Raw genomic sequence first — 21,799 nt, forward strand, 5'->3', positions numbered from 1 at the left:
TTATGGGAGAAAAAAAGGGATTTTTTAAACGACTGGTGGAAGGACTCACCAAGACAAGAGACAATATTGTCTCCGGAATTGACAGTATTTTTAATGGATTTTCAAACATCGACGATGACTTTTATGAAGAACTCGAAGAGATTCTTATTATGGGAGATTTGGGCGTCCATGCGACAATGGAAGTTATTGAGGATCTGAAGAAAAAAGTCAAAGAAAACCATATTAAGGAGCCAGCAGACTGTAAGCAGTTTTTAATTGACAGCATCAAAGAACAGATGGATGTTGGGGAAGCCGCATATGAGTTCGAGGATCGTACATCGGTTGTATTGATCATTGGAGTAAATGGTGTCGGAAAGACGACGACCATCGGAAAACTTGCCGGGAAACTACGGGCGCAGAATAAGAAAGTTGTACTTGCAGCAGCAGATACATTCCGTGCGGCAGCAGGAGAGCAACTTAAAGAATGGGCAAACCGTGCGGAGGCAGAATTGATTGGCGGTCAGGAAGGATCTGACCCGGCTTCGGTTGTATATGATGCGGTTGCAGCGGCTAAGGCACGAAAAGCAGATGTTCTTTTGGTGGACACGGCAGGACGTCTTCATAATAAAAAGAACCTGATGGAAGAACTTCGAAAAATTAACCGTGTCCTGGAGAGAGAATATCCGGATGCGTATCGTGAGACATTGGTTGTGTTGGATGGAACAACTGGTCAAAATGCGTTAGCACAGGCAAAAGAATTTAAAGATGTTGCAGATATCACAGGTATCGTGCTGACAAAGATGGACGGAACAGCCAAAGGCGGAATTGCAGTAGCCATTCAATCAGAACTTGGTATCCCTGTAAAATACATCGGTGTCGGGGAAAGTATTGATGATCTGCAGAAATTTAACTCCGATGATTTTGTAGATGCACTGTTTCTCACCAAAGAGTAATAAAAATAAAGAAAGAAGGAATCCATATGTTGACATTAGAAAAATTTGAGCAGGCAAGTGAAATTGTAAAACGAGTAACGAATCCAACAAAGCTGGTATACAGTGACTACTTAAGTCAGCAGACAGGCGGAAAAGTGTATTTAAAACCTGAGAATATGCAATATACCGGAGCATATAAGCTGCGCGGTGCATATTATAAAATCAGCACCTTGTCTGAAGAAGAAAGAGCAAAAGGTCTGATTACAGCTTCTGCCGGGAACCATGCACAGGGCGTCGCGTATGCGGCAAAAGCATTTGGCTGCAAAGCTACAATTGTTATGCCGACTGTGACACCACTTATCAAAGTCAATCGTACAAAGAGTTACGGGGCAGAAGTGATTTTGCATGGGGATGTATATGATGACGCCTGTGCAAAAGCATATGAACTGGCAGAAGAACACGGATATACATTTGTACATCCGTTTGATGATTTGGACGTTGCAACCGGACAGGGAACGATCACAATGGAAATTATTCAGGAACTTCCGACTGTTGACTATATTTTGGCACCAATCGGTGGTGGCGGTCTGATCACAGGCGTGTCAACACTTGCAAAAATGCTGAATCCCAAAATTAAAGTCATCGGTGTAGAACCTGCGGAGGCAGCAAGCATGAAAGCGGCACTCAAAGCCGGACATGTTGTGACTCTGCCAAGCGCGAATACAATTGCAGATGGTACTGCTGTAAAAACAGTCGGTGAAAATACATTAGAATATGTGAAAGAAAATGTAGATCAGATTCTGACTGTGGAGGATGATGAATTAATCGGAGCATTCCTTGATATGGTTGAAAACCATAAGATGATTGTAGAGAATTCGGGATTGTTGTCTGTTGCCGCTTTAAAACAGCTTGATTTGAAAGGAAAGAAAGTCGTATCGATCCTAAGCGGCGGAAATATGGACGTCATTACCATGTCCTCAATCGTGCAGCACGGTCTGATCCAAAGAGACAGAATTTTCTCTGTATCTGTACTGCTTCCGGATAAGCCGGGTGAATTGGTACGTGTTGCAGACACAATCGCAAAGGCACAGGGAAATGTCATCAAATTGGAGCACAATCAGTTTGTCAGCACAAACCGTAATGCAGCAGTGGAGCTTCGTATTACGATGGAATCATTCGGTACAGAGCATAAGAAAGAAATCTTAAAAGCATTGGAAGATAATGGATACAAACCAAAGAGCATCAGTGCAAAATTATATTAGAAATCATCCGGAAAGGAAAGATATATGGAGTATAATAGAAGACCAAAAGAAGGGGAATGCTACCGACACTTTAAAGGAAGACGGTATCAGGTCATTGGAATCGCAAAGCATTCGGAGACGATGGAGGAATTAGTCGTATACAGACAACTGTATGGGGAACAGGAGCTGTATGTGAGACCATTGGAGATGTTTATAAACAAAGTGGATAAAGAAAAATATCCAGAGGTAGAACAAGAATACCGATTTGAATTAGAGGGAGAGGAGGACGGTCAAAGAGAAGATGACCGTTCTCTTATCTGGGAGTTTTTAGACTTGTCTTCGTCAAAAGAAAAAATGGACTTCCTGCAGAAAAAGAAATCTGAGATTACGGAAGAGTTTATCGGAATCGCAGCACAGAGCCTTGATTTTGTGGAGAATGACGGAACGGTTGAGGAGCGGTATGAAGCAGTGATGCAGTATTTGCGGACTGTGATGCGGTATGAGAGCGGAAGATTACGGTAATAGACTGGAGAAAATGGGAATAAAAAATGAGAGATAAAGTATGGAAGATTGCAGTCTGTGATGATGAGACTGTATTTTTAGAAAAGATACAACAGTTGGCAGCACAATATTATTCTGAAAGAAATATACAGGCATAAATCCATTGTTACGACAATACAGATGCTTTTTTGCAGAGCAATCTTGTGGAGTATGATTTGATTTTGCTGGATATGAATATGCAGGAGAAAAACGGGATTGAAGTGGCGAAAGAGTTGCGCAGCCAAAAGATAGAGACACCGATTATTTACATTTCCGCATATATAGAAATGGCGCCGTATGGATATGTAGTCAATGCATTCCGATATTTGCTAAAAAACGATTTGGAAGAGACATTTTGTTTTGCGATGGATGATGTGATGAAAGAATTAAAACATCATTTAGAAACAATAGAAGTACGGACAGAAAATGTGCAGATAGAGCTTCGGCTTTCTGATATTGTATTTGTGGAAAGCTATAAACGGTATGTGCTGATACATACGAAGAAGGACGAATATAAGCAATATGGCAAGATATCCGATATGGAAAAAATGCTTTGTCAAAAAGAATTTTTGCGGGTACACAAAAGTTATCTCGTCAATTTAGACCATGTGGTAAAAATCAAAAACCGGATACTCTTTTTGGACAATGGAGAGGAAGTACCATGCAGCAAAGAGCGGTATTCAGAAATTGTACATCGGTATGTGATTTGGAGGGGATGTTAGTATTGGACATATTTTTTGATTGTATACTTCTTACAATAGAAATTATTGGACTTTTTATTATTGCGGATGTATTTTTTGAGAGAAAATTCAAAAGGATAAAGTCAATGCTATTTGTGATAGCAGGTTATGTCTTTTGTTTTCAGTTGCTCGGTCAATTTTTAAATTTGATTGGAACAACAACGATAAAATCTATAATAGTTGTGATTACTTTCTATTTTTTGATTATTTTATTATATCAAGGGAGAAAGATAAGACAACTGTTTTTTGTCGCGATGTTTTATATTTTGTTATATACAATCGATTATCTTGTGATTGCGGGCAGTTTATTGTTTTTACAGATAGATATAAGTGTATTATATAACAGCCAATATGCATATGTTGTGGCGGCACTTTTGGCAAAAAGTATATTGCTTTATAGTTGTATCATGTTTTCAAAAAAGATAGAAGCCAGTAGAAGACATGAAAAATTTTCTATTTTAGAATGGGGACAACTTTTAATTGTTCCGATTTGTATGATTTTGAATTTGACGATTGTTGTGTATGATCTGATTCAAAATAATAATCTCACGTTTGTCCTATTTTTGGATATTGGATTATTGCTCTTAGGAACATTTATTTATGCATATTTAGAGACAGAACTGGAAAAAAAGAAACAAGTGGAAATCCAAAATCTGATTCTCACCAAACAAATACAGGCAGAGGAAAAACAAGCTGAATTAGTGCGAAACCACTTACAAGAACAAAGGAAGTTGACCCACGATTTCCAAAACCATTTATATACCTTGCGAGGATTATTGCAAAACAAAAATCATACGGAAGAAGCTTTGGAATATATTCAGAAATTAACAGGGAAAAATGAATCAGGAATACAAATTGTCCATACAAAGAACGCAGTCATTGACGCATTATTGAACCAAAAGTATGATGTCTGCAAAAGAGAACGGATTCCTATCTTCTTTGAAGTAAGCGATTTGCAGAAGCTTCATCTCAGTCAGGAAAAAATTGTCGTGATTTTATCGAATATTTTAGATAACGCAATTGAGTCCTGCAGAAAGCAGAATACGGGGCGGTATATCAAAGTAAAGTTTTTGATGGATGATCTCGGAACGATTTTGTCAGTTCAAAATACAGCGAGTTTAAAGAAGTCCAGTAACTTAGAAACATTTACATCCACAAAGGAGAATCAGATACTTCATGGGTATGGTTTGAAAAATGCATTGCATACAGTGGAAGATAGTGGTGGAATGGGAGAGGTATCGTGTGAGAATGGTGTGTTTCAATTTACTGCTATTTGGAATTGAGGTCGTTTGGGAACAAAAACTGTCGTTTGGGAACAAAACACTTGATAAAAGTCAAAAAAATGTTATTCCAGTGTTACGAAGGAGAAGAACATATGCTTCTAAGAGTAACAGAAAGAATAGCATTTTTTTTATATGATAAGAAAATAATACAGAAAGAGGATATAAGATGGTGTGTCTATTTATTTCAAAAGTGGATATTAAATACTGTAAGCTATACCATATTATATTTTATCGGATGTTATATCGCTACGCCAGTACAAGTGATTTTGTATTTATTGAATTTTGAGGTTTTGCGGAGAAAAAGTGACGGTTATCATGCAAAAACACCTTTTAGATGTATCTTGTTATCAACCAGTATAGAAATTGTTGACGACTAAAAATGAATATAAAATCAACAAGAGAAAGTCAAAATGTCAGGAGGGACTGAATATGTTAAGAAACAAAAGAAAAAGAGTAGCAGCTTTGCTAGCTGGATGTATGGTAATTGGAAGTAGTATGAGTGTGTATGCAGGAACGGCAAGTGGATATGTTGGTAAGCAAAGAACACATTTGAATGTAACAGTCAGGCATGCTTATGCTTCCACCGGCGGTAACAATGCAAAGACTTCCATTGCAGCAAAAAGATATGTGACGGGTGGAAGTATGAATCAAATGGTTGCGATGCCGACCCAAACCGGAGCAAATGAACTGACTGTATATGCTCCAAATGGATGGGATATAGGTACTGCAACAAGTTTTCATACATATGAAGGCGCAACAAGTAATCTGACAGCTCATTCATAAAAACTGTTTAATGACATGCGAGAAATAGAGTATTTTATACTCTATTTCTCGTGCAAGTGAAACAGATAAACTATTAATTTATGAGATTGGAGGAATGTTTATGCGGAAACACAGATGGAAAATGTTATTGCTCTTACTATTTTCAGTAACACTTATCGGCTGCAGCGAAAAAAAAGATGGTGAAAGTTCCAAATCAGAAAAATTCCAGTCTGATTACATTGACATTTCCGGGAGGGATATAAAAGTGAACGGTGGATTTTTCAGTGCCATTCATGGAATGTCATATTTTACGGATTTTAAGACGAATACAGCCGTTCCAATCTGTAATAAACCGGATTGCCGCCATCTTTCCAATTATGAGGATGCAGAGACTGCCTGCAATGCCGCAAAAGGTTCCAACAATATATTTCCATATAAAGGGAAGCTATATGGAATGATGAGTGATGAAGATGGAACGAGGCTTGTTGTGTCAGAATTTGACGGAAGCAACCGGAAGGAAAAAGATTATTTTATCGATGCAGGCTGTGTCTTTCATGCGGGGGTTGTTGTCGGAGATGAATTATACTATTTTTATTCTGATATTTTGGATGCGGCAGAAGAAGAGAATATTCAGGATACAAAATACCAACGTCATTTTAATGTGCTGAATTTGGATTCCATGAAACAGGAGGAGATTTTCACAGAAGAAGCCGATTTTGTGAACGTTCTTGGGGTAACAAAGGACTATTTGATTTATTCTCTGATAAATGGAGACACTCCATTGTTTTATAAATTTGAGTATCAAACAAAAAAATCAGAAGAGATTGTGCTGCATAATAGTGGGTATGAGCTGATATACTTTAGTCCTGACAAAAGCAGTTTTTACTATGCCGGAACGGAGAAAAACGAATTGGATACCATTTATCAATATCATCTTGATACGAACGAAAATGAAATATATCTGAACCGGTCTGAACTGAAAGAGTTTGTTGGCGAAGAAACAGGCTATCTGTCACTGGATGGTATTTTAGAGGAAGGGGTTGTTTTCCGTTTGTCTGATTATCCAAAGCAATGGATGTTCTTTAAAGAGAAAGAAAGCGGGGCAATCCGGGAGTTGTCTCTGCCGCAGAACCTTCCGGCGGAGGGGGCTGTACTGAGTAACTTTATCTGCCAGACAGAAGAAGGAGTATATCTGAATTATTACACTATCGGCGAGACGGAAGGCGACTTGATTGAATGGTATGGATATATTCGCTGGGAGGATTTGTTGAGTGGAAAGAACGATGTGGAAGTTGTTTTGAAGCCAAGTGTCTCTTCAACGGGAAATTTAGTGGATAAGGATGGGAAGCTGATTGGGGATTAGAAAGATGGAGGCAGTATGGAATGTGTAAGGTATGAGTGGAAGAAGTTCATTGCATTTCGTTTCTTTTGGCTGCTGTGCGTGGTGGCGTTCCTGTTTAATCTGTGGAATCTTTCTGAGCAGGCAAAGATGAGCTGGCCTCCGGCGGAGGCAGTAAAAGAGCTGTACGCGGATTTGAAACGACAGCCGGAGGAAGAGCGGGAACGTTGGCTTAAGGAGCTGAAGGAGAATAAAATATCATCATACACCGGCAACCCTTATGCGGAGGAGGAACTGTATAAAAAAGTTCTGCACGAGTATGTGCAGGCTGGACAGTATGAATCTTATTTGGATGAGATTGAGCAAAAAAGCACAAATATGTCGAGTGCGATTTTCTCAGAAGAAAGTTCTTTTGCATATCGGAATGCACAGAAAACACCGGAAGCATTTGAAAAGCTGCATGGTTTAGAGTTGGCGGTGGATATTTCGGATGGTGTGATTTTTGCAGCACAGACAGAATTTACGGACGTCTGCATGGTTCTTTTGCTGACTGCAATGACATATTTTTTGGTGATTTATGAGAAAAAGAATCAGTTATACCGGCTTTTAAAATCTACATATAAAGGACGGAAGTATGTAATTCGGGCAAAATTGCTGATTGCAGCCGGAATTACATGCTTTCTTGTCTTGTTTTTATATGGCGGAAATTACTTGTTTTCCATGCATCAATATGGATTTGGGGATTTGGAAAGACCGGTTCAATCCGTGACTGCAATGTATGAAAGTCCATACATGCTTTCGGTTGGCGAATATTTGATGCTTTATCTGCTTTTAAAAATGTTTGTCTGTTATGTGATTGCACTGGCTATGATGTGGCTGGCGCAAAAGGCGGGCAGTTCTTCGGGTGCAGTTTTAGGAATTGGATTTATTGGGATTGGGGAGTATCTGCTCTGTCTGCTGCTGCCGTCTGTCTCTTATATGGACGTGCTGAAATATGTAAATCTTGCGCAGTATATCAAGGTATATCCACTGTTATCCCAATATCATAATTTGGACGTCTTCGGATATCCGGTCAACGCAATGCACATATTTTTGGCGCTTCTGCCAGTATGCCTGTTGCTGCTTTTGGCTGTCAACATCCGAAAATTTTCCCACTGCGACAAAGTAAAGGCGCGATGGAGAAGGAAGAAGCCGAAGAGCGTACCTGCATTTGTGACGGATAAATTGTGTCTGCATGAGCTGTTTAAAAACCTGTTCACGAACAAAACAATATGGCTCTGTGCCGCTGTTCTATATGGCGCTGTTTTAGTTGGAAATGGCATGAAGTTTTACAAAGATGTGGAGGAAGAGTACTACCAAATGTATGTGGCGAAACAGCAGGGGCACATTACGGAGGACAAGCTGAAATACTTTTCGGAAGAAAAGAAAAAATACGAGGAAATCATGGCGTTGACCCCGGAAAAATCGGGACTTTCGGAACAGGAGATTGCACAAAAACAGAATAATATCCGCTATCCATATGCAGGTTTCAGGAGGGCTTATGCCCAGCTTCAATATGTGGTGGGCAACAATTCCATGCGCGGCGTCAATGAGCAGGAACTCGTATATGACACCGGGTATGAAAAGATGTTCGGCAGCAGCCTCGCAAGAAGCCGCCTGATTCTACTCAGCCTGTGTGTGTTTGTCGCCGTCTACAGCGCATCCTCGGCGCTTGGCATGGAATATGACTTGAAAGTGATGAATTTGCTTCGGAGTACAAAGCGGGGACGGCTGCCGATTTTGACTACGAAGATAGGCACGGTATTCAAAATTACATTTTTGATGGCAGTTTTGATTCACCTCCCTTTCATTTTGAAAATAGTGAAGTCGTATCCGATGGATAACTGGGGGGGGCGAAAGTGCGCTCCATGCCGTTCGCAGGAGAGTCAGTCTTAAACTGCACGATTGGGGAATATGTTTTTTTGCTGGCACTCTCCCAGTTTCTTTCGCTGTTTGTTATTGCACTGGCGGCTGTGGCGCTGTCTGCACTGTTAAAAGATACGATTTTGACAAATATTTCAGGGATTGTAATCTTTATAGGACCGCTTGTCATGGAATGGGGCGGGCTTTATAAAATACATTTTTGGAGCATGAACGCGCTGCTGGATGCGCATCAACTGTTACAGGGGCGGTGGGATATGATTGTGTTGCAGGTGCTGGTTTTTTGGATTTATCTCCCTGCTGCGAGTTGTTATATTCTCTATGAAATCTATGATAAAAGGAAGTGAGACGGATGAAATTAGTGATAAGAGGACTCAACAAAAACTATGGGGCAAAAGTTGCGTTGCAGGATTTCCATGCAGTATTTGAAAATGGAATTTATGGGATATTAGGTCCAAATGGAGCCGGGAAAAGTACATTGATGAATATATTGACGGATAACCTGCTGCGTGATTCGGGGAGAATCCTGTGCAATGAAACAGAGATTACGAAGATGAAAGCACAGTATCGGAAAATCATGGGGTATAGCCGCAGCAGCAACAATTATATGATTCTTTCACCGTAAATCATTTTATCAGCTACATGGGAACACTGCGCGGTATGGATAAAAAAGAAATCAGGAGGCGCATGGAGGAACTTCTTCCACTTTTGAATTTAAGCGAGGTGAGAAGAAAGAAGATAAAAGAACTGTCCGGCGGGATGAAACAGAGGGTTCTCCTTGTGCAGGCTCTTTTGGATGATCCACAGATTCTGATTTTAGATGAGCCGACTGCCGGTTTGGATCCAAAGGAGCGTATCCGTATCCGAAACCTGATCTCGGATTTGAGCGGCGACAAAATTGTCCTGATTGCTACTCATGTGGTGTCTGACATTGAGTTTATCTCAAAAGAAATTCTTTTGATGAAAAACGGAAAGGTTGTGGACAAAGACTGCCCGGAGGCATTGCAGAAAAAAATTGCTGGGAAAGTATTTGAAATCAGGATTTCACAGGATGAATTGAATCAGGTAAAACAAGAATTTGAAATCAGTAACTTATTTCGGACGGACGGGGAGATTGTCGTGCGTGTTATCTCAGAGCAGCACCCGGAAAAATACCGGTGGACAGAAGTCAGCCCGACACTTGAAGACGTCTATCTGTATGAATTTGAGTGCCTGTGCAGGGATGCTTAAAATAAGCTGAAAAAGAAGCATAATGAAAGTATCGATTGTTATGGTTTTGATTGGAAATTCAAAGCTCATTATTTTAGATGAACCAAAATATATGTAGATTATAACTTTGGGAGTAAGGAAATTTTGAAAATATATCCAATTTATTTATATAATATGATACAATGGGGCTGAAAGCGGAAAGTGAAGACATAAAAAGTTTGTATAATTGATATTGGTAACCGTGGGGATAGTTATAAGAGATATTAGAAATAGAAATTAAAAAAAGGGCGCAAGCTCTTTTTTTTGATGCAAATAAGATGCATCTCTCCGGTATAGTCATATTAGAAAACAATACAAGGAGGGATAGCAATGAGAAAAGAAATCGGAATCTTACTGGCATGGGTGGTGTTTTTATCCGGTTGTGTGGGAAAGCCGATGGAGAAACAAAATGAACAAACAAAGAAAGAAGATGCAGTGCTACGTTTGTATACCCTAAAAGAAAATGAGAATTTGTGGCAAAGCGCAAAGTTATTTATGGAGAAATATCCTAAGTATCCGGTTGTGATAGAGGTGGGGATATCAGAGGAAGACGGAAAGACGGTATCCGATGCAATCCGAAGTCTGAACACCGAGATTATGGCGGGAAATGGACCGGATATCATTTTGATGGATGGACTTCCAATTGAGGACTATATCGAAAAAGGGGGATTGGAAGACTTAAGTGACATGGTGGAGAGTGTGAAAGAAAATGGGGAAGAATTTTTTGAAAACGTACTTTCCTCATATGAAAAAGGGGAGAAAGTGTATGCAATCCCATCCCGTTTTTCCGTTCCGATTATTATTGGAAAAGAAGGTGCGGTGACACCAGAGGAAGTAAAAACTCTATCAGGCACATTGAAAACACGGACGGAAGAGCAGATAAAAGGGATCGCACGGAATGCAACGAAGAGTATTCCGTTACTTCTATTGACTTTTTGGAACGATATTATTTCAGAAGAGAGTGTGGTAGATCAAGAGGCACTGTCCACATTTTTAGAAGAGGCAAGGATGCTTTTTGATGCATCTGAGATTGATTTGGAATTGCCGTACTATTCCGGAGACGCCGGGGTAACAATGGCATTTCAAAAGGATATTTTGTCGGTTGATGAAATGGATATGGGGCAGACGCTGGCGCAATTGGAAAGTGTGAGTGCGAATAGTCCCGTGTTCTATGATTATTTAAACAGCGAAAGTGGGAAAAAGTTTATCCCGAAATGGATATTTGGCATAACTGCGTCCAGTGAGAAGAAAGAAGCTGCGAAAGCGTTCCTATCGTACTTTTTATCTTCCGAGAATATGGATCAGTATGACTGGACATTGAGTGTGAATAAGACAAGCTTTCGAAAGACGCTTCCGATATCAGAGACAAAGGAACAGATGACAGTCATGTATCCGGAACAGGATAGTGCAGAAGGGATTCGCATTCAGAAATTAAATGCAGAGGAAGCGGAGGAATTTGTAAATTTCTTAAGTGGAGCAGGCACTGTTTGAGGAGATTCTGACACAGGCGGAGCATTATGTGTATGGAGAAGAATCGTTGGAATCTGCTGTGAATGCAATTGTAGAAAAAGTAGAGATTTATCAGGCGGAATAAGTGATGAGAAAGAGAAAAATGTGGGTGGGATATCTGTTTATCCTGCCAAGCTTTGTCGGTGTATTGCTCTTTGTGTTGATTCCGTACATTGATGTCGTAAGGAGAGCATTTATGCAGACTGCTTCCGGTCAGTTTGTAGGTCTTTTGAATTTTAAATCTATCTTACACAATAAAGCGTTTTTGTTGGCATTCACAAATACGGGACGTTTTGTGGGAGTCTGTATTCCTGTTTTGTTTGTCTTATCATTAGGAATTGCGGTGTCCCTCGCAAAACAGACTGCGTATGCGGAAATTTTAAAAACTGGATTTGTGGAAAAGCAGCTTTCAGCGTTAAAAGAGCTCCAGAGTGCAGAAGGGAAGGTAGTGTCTCCTATGGATGGAGTTGTATCAGCTGTGAATATACAGGTAGGTGGTATGACTTCTGGAACGGCAGATATTTTAATTGCTGATATATCTGCTGAAATGATGCTGAAAGTACAGTTTTCGGAAGAGAATAAAGAACATGTGATAGTCGGTGCAAATGTAAAGCTGATTTCTGATGTGCTTATGGAAACAGAGAAAAATGCAGTTGGGAAATTAAAAATTACAGCGATACAGCAAAATACAGAAACGGGGGCAGGGGTAGAGGCAAGTATACGGATTCCACCAAATACGCTTCCGATTGGCACCTCAGTAGGTGTGCAAATAGAGACAAGCAAAAAAATGTATTCAGGGTGTATACCTTTAGAAGCGCTGCATCAAGAAGAGGGAAATCAATATTATGTGTATACCACCGATGAGAAGAAAACAATCCTTGGAACAGAAGTCATTGCAAGACGTGTGGATGTGACTGTCGAATACAAAGGAGATCGATATGCAGCAGTGAAAGGTCTGAGTGTCAATCAGAACATTATCCTATCCTCGTCAAAACAGATTTCTGATGGCGGCCGCATCAAGCCGCAGAAGCAGTGAAAGCGCATAGAAAGCAGGTGGTTGGTGTTCTGGCAATTGCACTGATAGCCTGTTTCTATATATTGGCGGTACATGCTATGCAGAGGTTGGAAGAGGAGATGCAATTTGTATCGTTTGTTCAGACAACAGAAGGTGGGATCCCGGTACAGGAATATCAAGAGGAAAAGCAATATGAGATTGCGGGAGTGATCGAACATAAGGAAAATTTGTTTGTATACGAGCCAAAAGAGGGAGAAACGGCTACGTTTCAGCGGGTAGTTACCAAAGTGAAAGAAGATGAATATGAATCCATGCGTGTACTGGAAGAGACACTTCAGATGAAATTTGGGCCAGGGAAAGTATTGGATTACACATGGCTGAAAATGATTTTAGATTTGTACTTGTTAATGATTCCGGAGCGCTGGTCTGATTTTGAGTTTTGGACAGATTATGTGAGTTATCAGCGCGAAAATCTGGAAAGACTGATTCAGATGAGAAAAACGTTACTCGATATGCGATTGGTGAGGGCGATGAGACAGATTGTGTTCTGTAATACGGCAGCAATACTTTTGTTTTGCGGAAACTCATGTTATACTAAAAGACAAAGAAAGCAAGAAAGGATATGATACGATGCCATTATTAAAAACAAAACTATATACAATCGATGATATTTATGCCCTTCCGGATGGTAAGCGAGCGGAATTGCTTGACGGGAGAATTTATGACATGGCGCCCCCTTCTCCTTTGCATCAGGAACTTGTTGCAGTACTGACAACTTCGCTGCAAAACTACATTGCAAAAAAACATGGGAACTGCAAAGTTTATCCAGCGCCATTTGCAGTGTTTATCAAAGAGGATGATTCTAATTATGTGGAACCGGATATTAGTTTGGTATGTGACCATAATAAAATTTCAAACCGTGGCTGTGAAGGAGCGCCTGACTTTATTATTGAAATTGTTTCTCCAAGCAGTCGGAAAATGGATTATTCTACAAAAAATGCGCTTTATGCAGATGCAGGAGTTCGAGAATACTGGATTGTCGATCCGGCTAGAGAACGCACTACCATATATCGTTACGAAGAAGATGTCGCGCCTGTTATCATTCCTTTTGGCGATACAATTAAATTAAAAGTATATGAGGATTTTCAAATCTGCATTTCTGATTTGTTAAAATAGGTATTGAAAGGAAAGGTTTATTACAGAATATGGATGATGCATACAAGAAAAAATGGAAATAAGTTATAGGAGTATTTCTCTGAAATATGAAAGTGAAGAAGGGGAACAGATATTTTGCAAAGGATCAGGAGAGGATTATCTGTACACGATCAGTTATAAGGCAGTTGGAGATCAGATAGAAAAAGTATCACTTTGGTTTTCGGAAAAACAACTGCTTTCTGATGGAGAAAAAGAGAGAAATTTTCAATATAATGAATCTTTGTTTGCACTAGACTCTTTTGAGACAGAGAGTGTCAAATACTGTTTAGATAAAATGCGCAAAAAGGACAATTTTATATAAATGTGGCGAAATAAGAGTAGCAGAGTGGGAAAAAATATTCTCACTCTGTTATTTTATTTCGGTAAAGTATTGACACGAAATGTATAATTGTATACAATTATACAAAACTGGAATAAAGAAAAGAGGATGACCATGGAGAATAGAAAAGTATTTATGAATCAACATAATAATCTGTTAGAACTTGAGGAACATATGTATCCTCTGGTGGATGTGGAGACACCGAACATTTTCCGCAATCTATTTCCGTATGATGAGATTCCAAAGATTGCCTTCAATGACCGAATCGTGCCTCATCACATGCCGGATGAAATCTGGATTACCGATACGACATTCCGTGATGGACAGCAGTCGAGAGCGCCTTATTCTACAGAACAGATTGTCACATTGTATGATTATTTTCACAGACTTGGTGGTCCGAAAGGAAAGATCCGCCAGTGCGAATTTTTCCTATATAGTAAAAAAGACCGGGACGCAGTTTACAAATGTATGGAGAGAGGATACGAATTTCCGGAGGTGACAAGCTGGATTCGTGCAAGCAAGAAAGATTTTCAACTTGTAAAAGATATCGGAATGAAAGAGACTGGGATTTTGGTCAGCTGTTCTGATTACCATATTTTTTACAAACTGAATATGACAAGAAGACAGGCGATGGAGCATTACCTTTCGATTGTAAGAGAATGTTTGGAAATTGGTGTCAGTCCGAGATGTCATCTGGAGGATATTACACGTTCGGATATTTATGGATTTGTCATTCCGTTTTGTCTGGAATTGATGAAATTGCGTGAGGAATATCAAATTCCCGTAAAGGTGCGTGTTTGTGATACAATGGGATACGGTGTCAATTATCCGGGGGCTGTGATTCCGCGATCAATTCCGGGAATCATATACGGTCTGATGGTTCACGCAGGTGTGCCAAGTGAGTTGATTGAATTTCACGGACATAATGACTTTTATAAGGCGGTCAGCAACTCCACGACAGCTTGGCTGTATGGTGCAAGCGGCGTAAACTGTTCTTTGTTTGGAATCGGTGAGCGTACAGGAAATACACCGCTTGAAGCAATGGTGTTTGAATATGCGCAACTTCGTGGAACTTTAGACGGAATGGATACGACAGTCATCACAGAGATGGTGGAGTATTACGAGAAAGAGATTGGATATCGTGTGCCGTCAAGAACTCCGTTTGTCGGAAAGAACTTTAATGTGACAAGAGCCGGTATTCACGCCGATGGACTTCTGAAAAATGAGGAGATTTACAATATTTTTGATACGGATAAATTCCTGAACCGTCCGGTTCTTGTTGCGGTATCCAACACATCGGGGCTTGCGGGAATTGCACATTGGATCAATGCATATTACAAGTTGAAAGGTGACCGTGCTATTGACAAAAATTCACCATTGGTAGCGAAGGTAAAAGAATGGGTAGATGCAGAGTATGAATCCGGACGTGTGACTGTTTTGACAGATGACGAATTGGTACGTGTGATCACAGATGCCTGTCATGAGTTGCAGATAATTTTATAGTGGAGGCAGAAGATGGAAGAATATCAGGAGTATTCGCTCCGTGGAAGAGTCTTTCAAAAAATCAGAGATGGTATTTTGAAGGGCGAATACAAAGAAAATGAAGAATTGCGGGAAAGCACAATCGGGAAAAAGCTTGGGGTGAGCAGAACTCCGGTGAGAGAGGCGTTAAGACAGCTTGAACTGGAGGGACTTGTAAAAATCGTACCAAACAAAGGCGCATATGTGACCGGAATTACAGGGAAAGATGTGAAGGATATCTATTTGGTACGCTCCCTCCTGGAAGGACTTTGCGCCAGATGGGCGACCGAGCATATTACAGAAGAACAGATAGAAAAACTAGAAGAGATTGTTTTACTCTCAGAATTTCATGCAAACAAAAATCAAAAAGAAAAATCGGGTCAGGTTGTAGAACTTGATGGAAAATTCCATGAAGTATTGTACGAAGCATCAAATAGTCGTATACTAGAACATGTATTATCCGATTTTCATAAATATGTCCAGATGGCAAGGCAGGCATCTGTTACAAGAGAACATCGGGCAGAAAAATCAATCAAAGAACATAAAGAGATTTTGGAAGCAATCAAACAGAAAGATGCAGATAAAGCAGAACAACTTGCCAATGAACACATTTTGAAAGTAATGCAAAATTTAAATATCGAAGCGTAGAGCAGGAGGAAATGGAAGATGGATAAAATTAAGATGACAACACCACTTGTAGAGATGGACGGAGATGAGATGACAAGAATCCTTTGGAAGATGATCAAAGAGAATCTGTTATTACCATTTATTGATTTGAAAACAGAATATTATGATTTGGGATTGGAGTACCGCAACGAAACAAATGACCAGGTTACCATTGATTCTGCAAATGCAACGAAGAAATATGGAGTCGCTGTAAAATGTGCGACCATCACTCCGAATGCTGCACGAATGACAGAATATGACTTAAAAGAGATGTGGAAAAGCCCAAATGGAACAATCCGTGCGATGTTAGACGGAACAGTTTTCCGTACACCGATTATTGTAAAGGGAATTGAGCCATGTGTGAAAAACTGGAAAAAGCCAATTACAATTGCAAGACATGCATATGGAGATGTCTATAAAAATACAGAGATGATCATTCCGGGACCGGGAAAAGTGGAGCTGGTATATACGGCAGAAGACGGAACAGAGACAAGAGAGTTGGTACATAATTACACAGGAGCCGGAATCGCACAGGGGATGCACAACTTGGATGCTTCTATTGAAAGTTTTGCGAGAAGTTGTTTTAACTATGCGCTTGATATCAAACAGGATTTGTGGTTTGCAACAAAAGATACAATCTCTAAAAAATACGATCATACATTTAAAGATATTTTCCAAGAGATTTATGATAAAGAATATGATGAGAAATTCAAAGCTGCCGGAATTGAGTATTTCTATACACTGATTGACGACGCAGTAGCGCGTGTCATGAAAGCGGAAGGTGGATTTATCTGGGCTTGTAAGAACTATGATGGGGATGTAATGAGTGATATGGTCTCTTCCGCATTCGGTTCTCTTGCGATGATGACTTCCGTGTTGGTATCTCCACAGGGATATTATGAGTACGAAGCTGCTCACGGAACAGTGCAGCGTCATTATTACAAACACTTAAAGGGTGAAGAAACTTCTACGAACTCTGTTGCAACCATTTTTGCATGGACCGGTGCACTCCGTAAACGCGGTGAATTAGATGGCAATCAAGAATTGATGGATTTTGCAGACAGACTGGAAAAAGCAACTATCGATACGATCGAGAGCGGTAAGATGACAAAAGACCTTGCTTTGATTACAAGTATTGAAAATCCAACGGTATTGAACAGCGAACAATTTATCAAAGCAATTGCGGAATTATTGTAATGAATGTAAAATGTCCGAATGACCTGAGACACAGGAAATTCGGGCATTTTCTTTTTTAGCATACTTTTTATTCCGCGAGTTCTTCCCAACGCATGTAAAGTGTTTCCAATTCCTCAGCGATTTTTGCTTTTTCCTCAGATAATTCACGGCATCTCACAGAGTTGGTGAAGACTTCTTCCTGAGTCATTAACTCATCAATTTCAGAATCCCTTTCTTCCAGTTTCGCAATTGCATCTTCAGTCTTTTTTAAATCGTTTTGACGTTTCCGTTCTTTTGCCTGTGCTTCTTTTTGGGCTTTCCAGTCCAGCTTTGTGTCGGATTCCACAGACGTGGAAGAGACGGAAGGAGTGGAAATTTCAGAAATGCCGGCATACGCTGCTGTCAATTCTTCTTTCTTTTCCAAGTAGTAATCATAGTTTCCGATATAATTAACAAATGTGCCATTGACAAGATCTAAAATACGTGTCGCCGTCTGATTAATAAAGTAACGGTCGTGGGACACATAAAGTACAGTCCCGATGTAATCATTCAGCGCTTTTTCCAAAATCTCTTTGGAAGCAATATCCAAATGGTTCGTTGGCTCATCGAGGATGAGGAAGTTTGCCTCAGACAGCATAAGTTTTGCAAGAGAAACACGACCACGCTCGCCACCGCTTAAATCACTGATCAGTTTGTAGACATCATCGCCCGTAAATAAAAATGCGGCGAGTGTATTTCGAATCTGTGTGTTGTTAAGACTTGGATAATCATCTGAGATTTCATCAAAAATATTTTTTTCCATATGTAACACGTGGTGTTCCTGATCATAATAGCCAATCTGTACTTTGGAGCCGAGCTTGAAAGAACCGCTATCAGCGGCGACTACCTGATTCAGTATTTTTAAAAGTGTTGTCTTTCCGGTTCCGTTGTCTCCGATGATGGCAACGTGTTCCCCACGCTTGATCTCAAAGCTGATATCCTGAAATAGTTTGTGGTTTCCGAATGCCTTGCTTAAATGTTCAACTTCTAACACATCGTTTCCGCTGATGCAAGATGGCTCTAATGAAAAGTGGAGTTCTTGTGGATCCCCCATCGGCTTTTCAATGACGTCCATTTTTTCAAGCATCTTTTCACGACTTTCTGCACGACGAATTGATTTTTCTCGATTGAAAGAGCGAAGTTTTTCGATTACTGCTTCCTGATGCTTGATTTCCTGCTGTTGATTTAAGTATTCTTTTAATTTTGCTTCACGAATCATCTTTTTCTTTTGTGCATAGTCTGAATAGTTCCCCATGTAAGTCATAATGCTGCCGTATTCAATCTCTACCACTTTTGTGACAACACGGTTCAGAAAATAACGGTCATGGGATACGATTAAGACAGCACCGTCATAGTTGAGCAAATAGGTCTCGAGCCATGAGATGGAGTTCATATCCAAATGGTTTGTCGGTTCATCGAGCAATAAAATATCTGGTTTGGTAAGAAGAAGCTTTCCGAGGGACACACGGGTCTTTTGCCCTCCTGAGAGCGTGTCCACCTCTTTTAAAAATTCATCTTCACGAAAGCCAAGTCCTTTTAAGACACCGACCAATTCACTCTGATAGGCGTATCCGTTGGCGTGTTCAAAACGCTCTGTCAGTCGGTGGTATGTCTGAAGCCGGTTTTCTAAATCTTCGCCGTGAAGATGTTTCAATTCCATCTCAATCGTGCGAATCTGTTTTTCCATCTCAATGATATCTGCTTTGGCAGTCTTTAACTCTTCCAGAATTGTGTTTCCGCTTGAAAGCTCCTGATGCTGTGACAGATAACCGATTGTCTTTCCTTTTGTCAGGATAATATCGCCACTGTCTGTATCGAGTTCTTTCATGATCATTTTTAAAATAGTAGACTTTCCGGCACCATTTGGTCCGATCAGTGCCGTTTTTTCGCGATCTTCTATATGAAAAGAACCAGATTTGACAATCACTTGTTCTCCAAATGCTTTTGAAATATTATGACATGCGAGAATCATATATATAACCCCTCCCTTTTTGGTACAATAATTTTATTATAACTAAAATGTAAGAAAATACAACTAAAAGTTTGACTTTGATGCGGTGATTCTATATAATGATTCTTAGAATGGACAGGAAAACAGAGGAAGGTGAAGAAAAAATGGAAGAAAGACAAATCTCCCAGGCAGTTATCAGAAGATTACCCCGCTATTATCGTTACTTAGGTGAGTTATTGGAAAATAGTGTGGAGCGTATTTCTTCTAATGAATTAAGTAAAAGGATGAATGTAACAGCTTCCCAGATCAGACAGGATTTGAATAATTTTGGTGGCTTTGGACAACAAGGTTATGGATATAATGTAAAGTATTTATATACAGAGATTGGAAAGATTTTAGGTCTGGATGTCAATCATAATATGATTATACTCGGAGCAGGTAATTTAGGACAGGCACTTGCCAATTATGCTGCTTTTGAGCGAAGCGGATTTGTCTTAAAAGGAATTTTTGATGTGAACCCAAGACTTGAGGGCGTTACAATTCGAGGTATTGAGATCCGGATGATGGATGAGTTAAGCGACTTTATCAAAGAGAATAATATCGAGATTGCAGTGCTCACTATTCCAAAGACAAAAGCAATTGAAGTTGCAGACATGCTTGTGGAAAGCGGTATCAAAGCTATTTGGAACTTTGCGCATACAGATTTAGAACTTCCGGAGGATGTGATTGTTGAGAATGTACATCTTTCAGAAAGTTTGATGAGACTTTCTTATAATGTCAATCGTTATCATGTGGAGCATACGACGGAAGAATAATTTCCTGCTTTTGCGGGAAATAAGATAAAAGAGACGTGTAGTGGAGGCATGCAGCAGGCAGGTTTCCTTTACACGTTTTTTTCAAGAATAGAAGGTGAACAAAAATGATATATTTGCCAACCGGCGAACAGATGCGAAGAGCGGATCTGTATACGATTGAAGAAATCGGAGTTCCGTCTATGGTTTTGATGGAACGTGCGGCACTGGAAGTGGTAAGATGCATGGAAGAAGAACAACTGGATTTTCGCAAGGTGCTTGTAATCTGTGGGAGCGGCAACAATGGTGGAGATGGATATGCAATTGCCCGCCTGTTACACTTAAAGGGGCATGATGTGACTATTTTTTTTGCCGGGAATTCTCAAAAACGAAGCGAGGAAAATGCACAGCAGGCAAAAATTGCAGCACATTATGAAATTCCGGTGATAACCAATCTGGGTACAGAGGAATATAGTGTAATTATAGATGCACTCTTTGGAACCGGATTGAAACGTGAAGTTACAGGCCATTACAGGGAGGTTCTTTGTTCTGTCAATCAGATGGCCGGCAAGAAGGTGGCGGTTGATCTGCCATCGGGAATTCATGATACGACCGGAGCCCGGATGGGGATTGCTTTTTGTGCAGATCTGACAGTTGCAATTGCCTTTCCAAAGAGAGGTCTGTTTTTACAGGAGGGAAATGTGTGTGCAGGAAAGATTCTCACAGGTGACATCGGCATTTCCTCGGAAACATTCTCAGAAGGAACAGTTACATTTGGCTATGAAAAACAAGACCTATTTCTGGGATTTCCAAAAAGGAAGAAAAATTCACATAAGGGAAGCTATGGAAAAGTGTTGATGATTGCAGGCAGCAAAGGGATGTCAGGAGCTGCTTATTTAAGTGCAAAAGCCGCTTATGCAGTGGGGGCAGGACTTGTGCAGATTTATACACACGAAGAAAACCGTGTGATATTACAACAGCTTTTACCGGAAGCGATTATTACAACATATGACACGTTTGATTCTGAGCAATTAGAAAAATTGATTCAATGGGCAGATTTGATTGGAATTGGATGCGGACTTGGGAAAAGTGACACAGCAGAACGAGTGATGCAATATACGTTGAAACGTGCGCTGGTTCCTTGTGTGGTGGATGCAGATGGTATCAATATCCTGTCAAAACATATGGAATGGATTGAAGAAACGAATGCTCTGATTGTTTTGACACCACATATGAAAGAGATGTCCAGAATGCTGCAGTGCAGTGTAAAAGAACTGATAGAACAGCGAATGGAAAAGCTGCATGCGTTTGTGGAACGATATAAGGTTGTCTGCGTGCTAAAAGATGCGAGAACGCTTGTTGCGAAAGAGCATCAAAATACATATTTGAATTTGTCCGGGAATGCGGCGATGGCAAAGGCAGGCTCCGGAGATGTGCTTGCGGGAGTTATTGTGGGGATTTTGGCACAACAGTGTGAACCGTATACATCTGCATGTCTTGGGGTGTTCCTCCATGGTCTTGCAGGTGATATGGCCCGGGACAAAAAGGGAGCATACAGTGTACTGGCAAGTGATTTGGTTGCGGAAATCAGCAGTGTATTAAAGAATATATAA

22 protein-coding genes and 1 pseudogene are annotated in these 21,799 nt (G+C 40.2%); 22 read left to right on the forward strand and 1 reads right to left on the reverse strand.

Features of this window, described 5'->3' with window-relative positions; all coding sequences use genetic code 11:
- Nucleotides 1-2 precede the first annotated feature (2 nt).
- The 20 genes and pseudogenes from ftsY (at nt 3) to BQ5364_RS07815 (ending at nt 17,426) form a co-directional block, all read left to right on the forward strand.
- Nucleotides 3-932, forward strand: coding sequence for a signal recognition particle-docking protein FtsY (gene ftsY / locus BQ5364_RS07730; protein ID WP_004612503.1), 930 nt, complete (start codon nt 3-5; stop codon nt 930-932).
- Between the two features lie 26 nt (nt 933-958).
- Nucleotides 959-2,173 carry a threonine ammonia-lyase gene (ilvA, locus tag BQ5364_RS07735; protein ID WP_022250084.1) on the forward strand — a complete coding sequence of 405 codons (1,215 nt, stop codon included), beginning with the start codon at nt 959-961 and terminating at the stop codon, nt 2,171-2,173.
- A 24-nt stretch (nt 2,174-2,197) separates the two neighbouring features.
- Nucleotides 2,198-2,674: a DUF1653 domain-containing protein gene (locus tag BQ5364_RS07740; RefSeq protein WP_071143964.1), complete on the forward strand. Its 477-nt coding sequence runs from the start codon at nt 2,198-2,200 to the stop codon at nt 2,672-2,674.
- A gap of 182 nt (nt 2,675-2,856) precedes the next feature.
- Nucleotides 2,857-3,414, forward strand: coding sequence for a LytR/AlgR family response regulator transcription factor (locus tag BQ5364_RS07745; RefSeq protein ID WP_004612506.1), 558 nt, complete (start codon nt 2,857-2,859; stop codon nt 3,412-3,414).
- Nucleotides 3,415-3,686: 272 nt separating this feature from the next.
- On the forward strand, nt 3,687-4,715 hold the full coding sequence (locus tag BQ5364_RS07750; protein WP_159431676.1) for a sensor histidine kinase: 1,029 nt from the start codon (nt 3,687-3,689) through the stop codon (nt 4,713-4,715).
- Nucleotides 4,716-4,807: 92 nt separating this feature from the next.
- Nucleotides 4,808-5,092, forward strand: a complete 285-nt coding sequence (locus tag BQ5364_RS07755; protein ID WP_022250089.1) for an accessory gene regulator B family protein — start codon at nt 4,808-4,810, stop codon at nt 5,090-5,092.
- 52 nt (nt 5,093-5,144) lie between these two features.
- The gene (locus BQ5364_RS07760) at nt 5,145-5,498 is read left to right on the forward strand and encodes a hypothetical protein (protein WP_022250090.1); all 354 of its coding nucleotides are present in this window, start codon (nt 5,145-5,147) and stop codon (nt 5,496-5,498) included.
- Nucleotides 5,499-5,598: 100 nt separating this feature from the next.
- Nucleotides 5,599-6,840 (forward strand): hypothetical protein, encoded by a 1,242-nt coding sequence (locus BQ5364_RS07765; protein ID WP_071143965.1) that lies wholly within the window; start codon nt 5,599-5,601, stop codon nt 6,838-6,840.
- Between the two features lie 15 nt (nt 6,841-6,855).
- Complete coding sequence (locus BQ5364_RS07770; RefSeq protein ID WP_235837140.1) at nt 6,856-8,751, forward strand: ABC transporter permease; 1,896 nt, start codon at nt 6,856-6,858, stop codon at nt 8,749-8,751.
- Nucleotides 8,724-9,083, forward strand: a complete 360-nt coding sequence (locus tag BQ5364_RS18305) for a hypothetical protein (RefSeq protein WP_235837141.1) — start codon at nt 8,724-8,726, stop codon at nt 9,081-9,083. The genes BQ5364_RS07770 and BQ5364_RS18305 overlap by 28 nt, the downstream gene beginning before the upstream one ends.
- 100 nt (nt 9,084-9,183) lie before the next feature.
- Nucleotides 9,184-9,966 (forward strand): annotated as a pseudogene (locus BQ5364_RS07775) (ATP-binding cassette domain-containing protein); the annotation flags it as partial.
- Nucleotides 9,967-10,314: 348 nt separating this feature from the next.
- A complete protein-coding gene (locus tag BQ5364_RS07780; RefSeq protein WP_071143966.1) occupies nt 10,315-11,475 on the forward strand; it encodes an ABC transporter substrate-binding protein in 1,161 nt (386 codons plus the stop codon).
- Nucleotides 11,456-11,578, forward strand: coding sequence for a hypothetical protein (locus BQ5364_RS18450; protein WP_268874310.1), 123 nt, complete (start codon nt 11,456-11,458; stop codon nt 11,576-11,578). Before BQ5364_RS07780 ends, BQ5364_RS18450 begins: the two co-directional genes overlap by 20 nt.
- A 3-nt stretch (nt 11,579-11,581) precedes the next feature.
- On the forward strand, nt 11,582-12,529 hold the full coding sequence (locus tag BQ5364_RS07785; RefSeq protein WP_052536484.1) for a hypothetical protein: 948 nt from the start codon (nt 11,582-11,584) through the stop codon (nt 12,527-12,529).
- Nucleotides 12,526-13,134: a hypothetical protein gene (locus BQ5364_RS07790; RefSeq protein WP_071143967.1), complete on the forward strand. Its 609-nt coding sequence runs from the start codon at nt 12,526-12,528 to the stop codon at nt 13,132-13,134. The genes BQ5364_RS07785 and BQ5364_RS07790 overlap by 4 nt, the downstream gene beginning before the upstream one ends.
- Before the next feature lie 4 nt (nt 13,135-13,138).
- A complete protein-coding gene (locus BQ5364_RS07795) occupies nt 13,139-13,684 on the forward strand; it encodes a Uma2 family endonuclease (RefSeq protein ID WP_022250098.1) in 546 nt (181 codons plus the stop codon).
- Between the two features lie 52 nt (nt 13,685-13,736).
- Entirely contained in the window at nt 13,737-14,024 is a 288-nt protein-coding gene (locus BQ5364_RS07800; RefSeq protein WP_004612518.1) for a hypothetical protein, read from the forward strand.
- A gap of 132 nt (nt 14,025-14,156) precedes the next feature.
- Nucleotides 14,157-15,545 (forward strand): hydroxymethylglutaryl-CoA lyase-like TIM-barrel protein, encoded by a 1,389-nt coding sequence (locus tag BQ5364_RS07805; protein WP_071143968.1) that lies wholly within the window; start codon nt 14,157-14,159, stop codon nt 15,543-15,545.
- A 12-nt stretch (nt 15,546-15,557) separates the two neighbouring features.
- A complete protein-coding gene (locus BQ5364_RS07810) occupies nt 15,558-16,211 on the forward strand; it encodes a GntR family transcriptional regulator (RefSeq protein ID WP_004612520.1) in 654 nt (217 codons plus the stop codon).
- Between the two features lie 18 nt (nt 16,212-16,229).
- Nucleotides 16,230-17,426: an NADP-dependent isocitrate dehydrogenase gene (locus tag BQ5364_RS07815; RefSeq protein ID WP_004612521.1), complete on the forward strand. Its 1,197-nt coding sequence runs from the start codon at nt 16,230-16,232 to the stop codon at nt 17,424-17,426.
- A gap of 67 nt (nt 17,427-17,493) precedes the next feature.
- Here BQ5364_RS07815 and BQ5364_RS07820 read toward each other — a convergent pair whose 3' ends face one another.
- Nucleotides 17,494-19,416 (reverse strand): ABC-F family ATP-binding cassette domain-containing protein, encoded by a 1,923-nt coding sequence (locus tag BQ5364_RS07820; protein ID WP_071143969.1) that lies wholly within the window; start codon nt 19,414-19,416, stop codon nt 17,494-17,496.
- Nucleotides 19,417-19,559: 143 nt separating this feature from the next.
- On the opposite strand from BQ5364_RS07820, the gene BQ5364_RS07825 reads away from it, so the two are divergent.
- Both BQ5364_RS07825 and BQ5364_RS07830 read left to right on the forward strand, forming a co-directional pair.
- Nucleotides 19,560-20,210 carry a redox-sensing transcriptional repressor Rex gene (locus BQ5364_RS07825; protein WP_022250101.1) on the forward strand — a complete coding sequence of 217 codons (651 nt, stop codon included), beginning with the start codon at nt 19,560-19,562 and terminating at the stop codon, nt 20,208-20,210.
- Nucleotides 20,211-20,314: 104 nt separating this feature from the next.
- Nucleotides 20,315-21,799, forward strand: coding sequence for a bifunctional ADP-dependent NAD(P)H-hydrate dehydratase/NAD(P)H-hydrate epimerase (locus tag BQ5364_RS07830; protein WP_004612524.1), 1,485 nt, complete (start codon nt 20,315-20,317; stop codon nt 21,797-21,799).

Source organism: Coprococcus phoceensis (assembly GCF_900104635.1).
GTDB classification, from domain to species: Bacteria; Bacillota; Clostridia; order Lachnospirales; family Lachnospiraceae; genus Faecalimonas; species Faecalimonas phoceensis.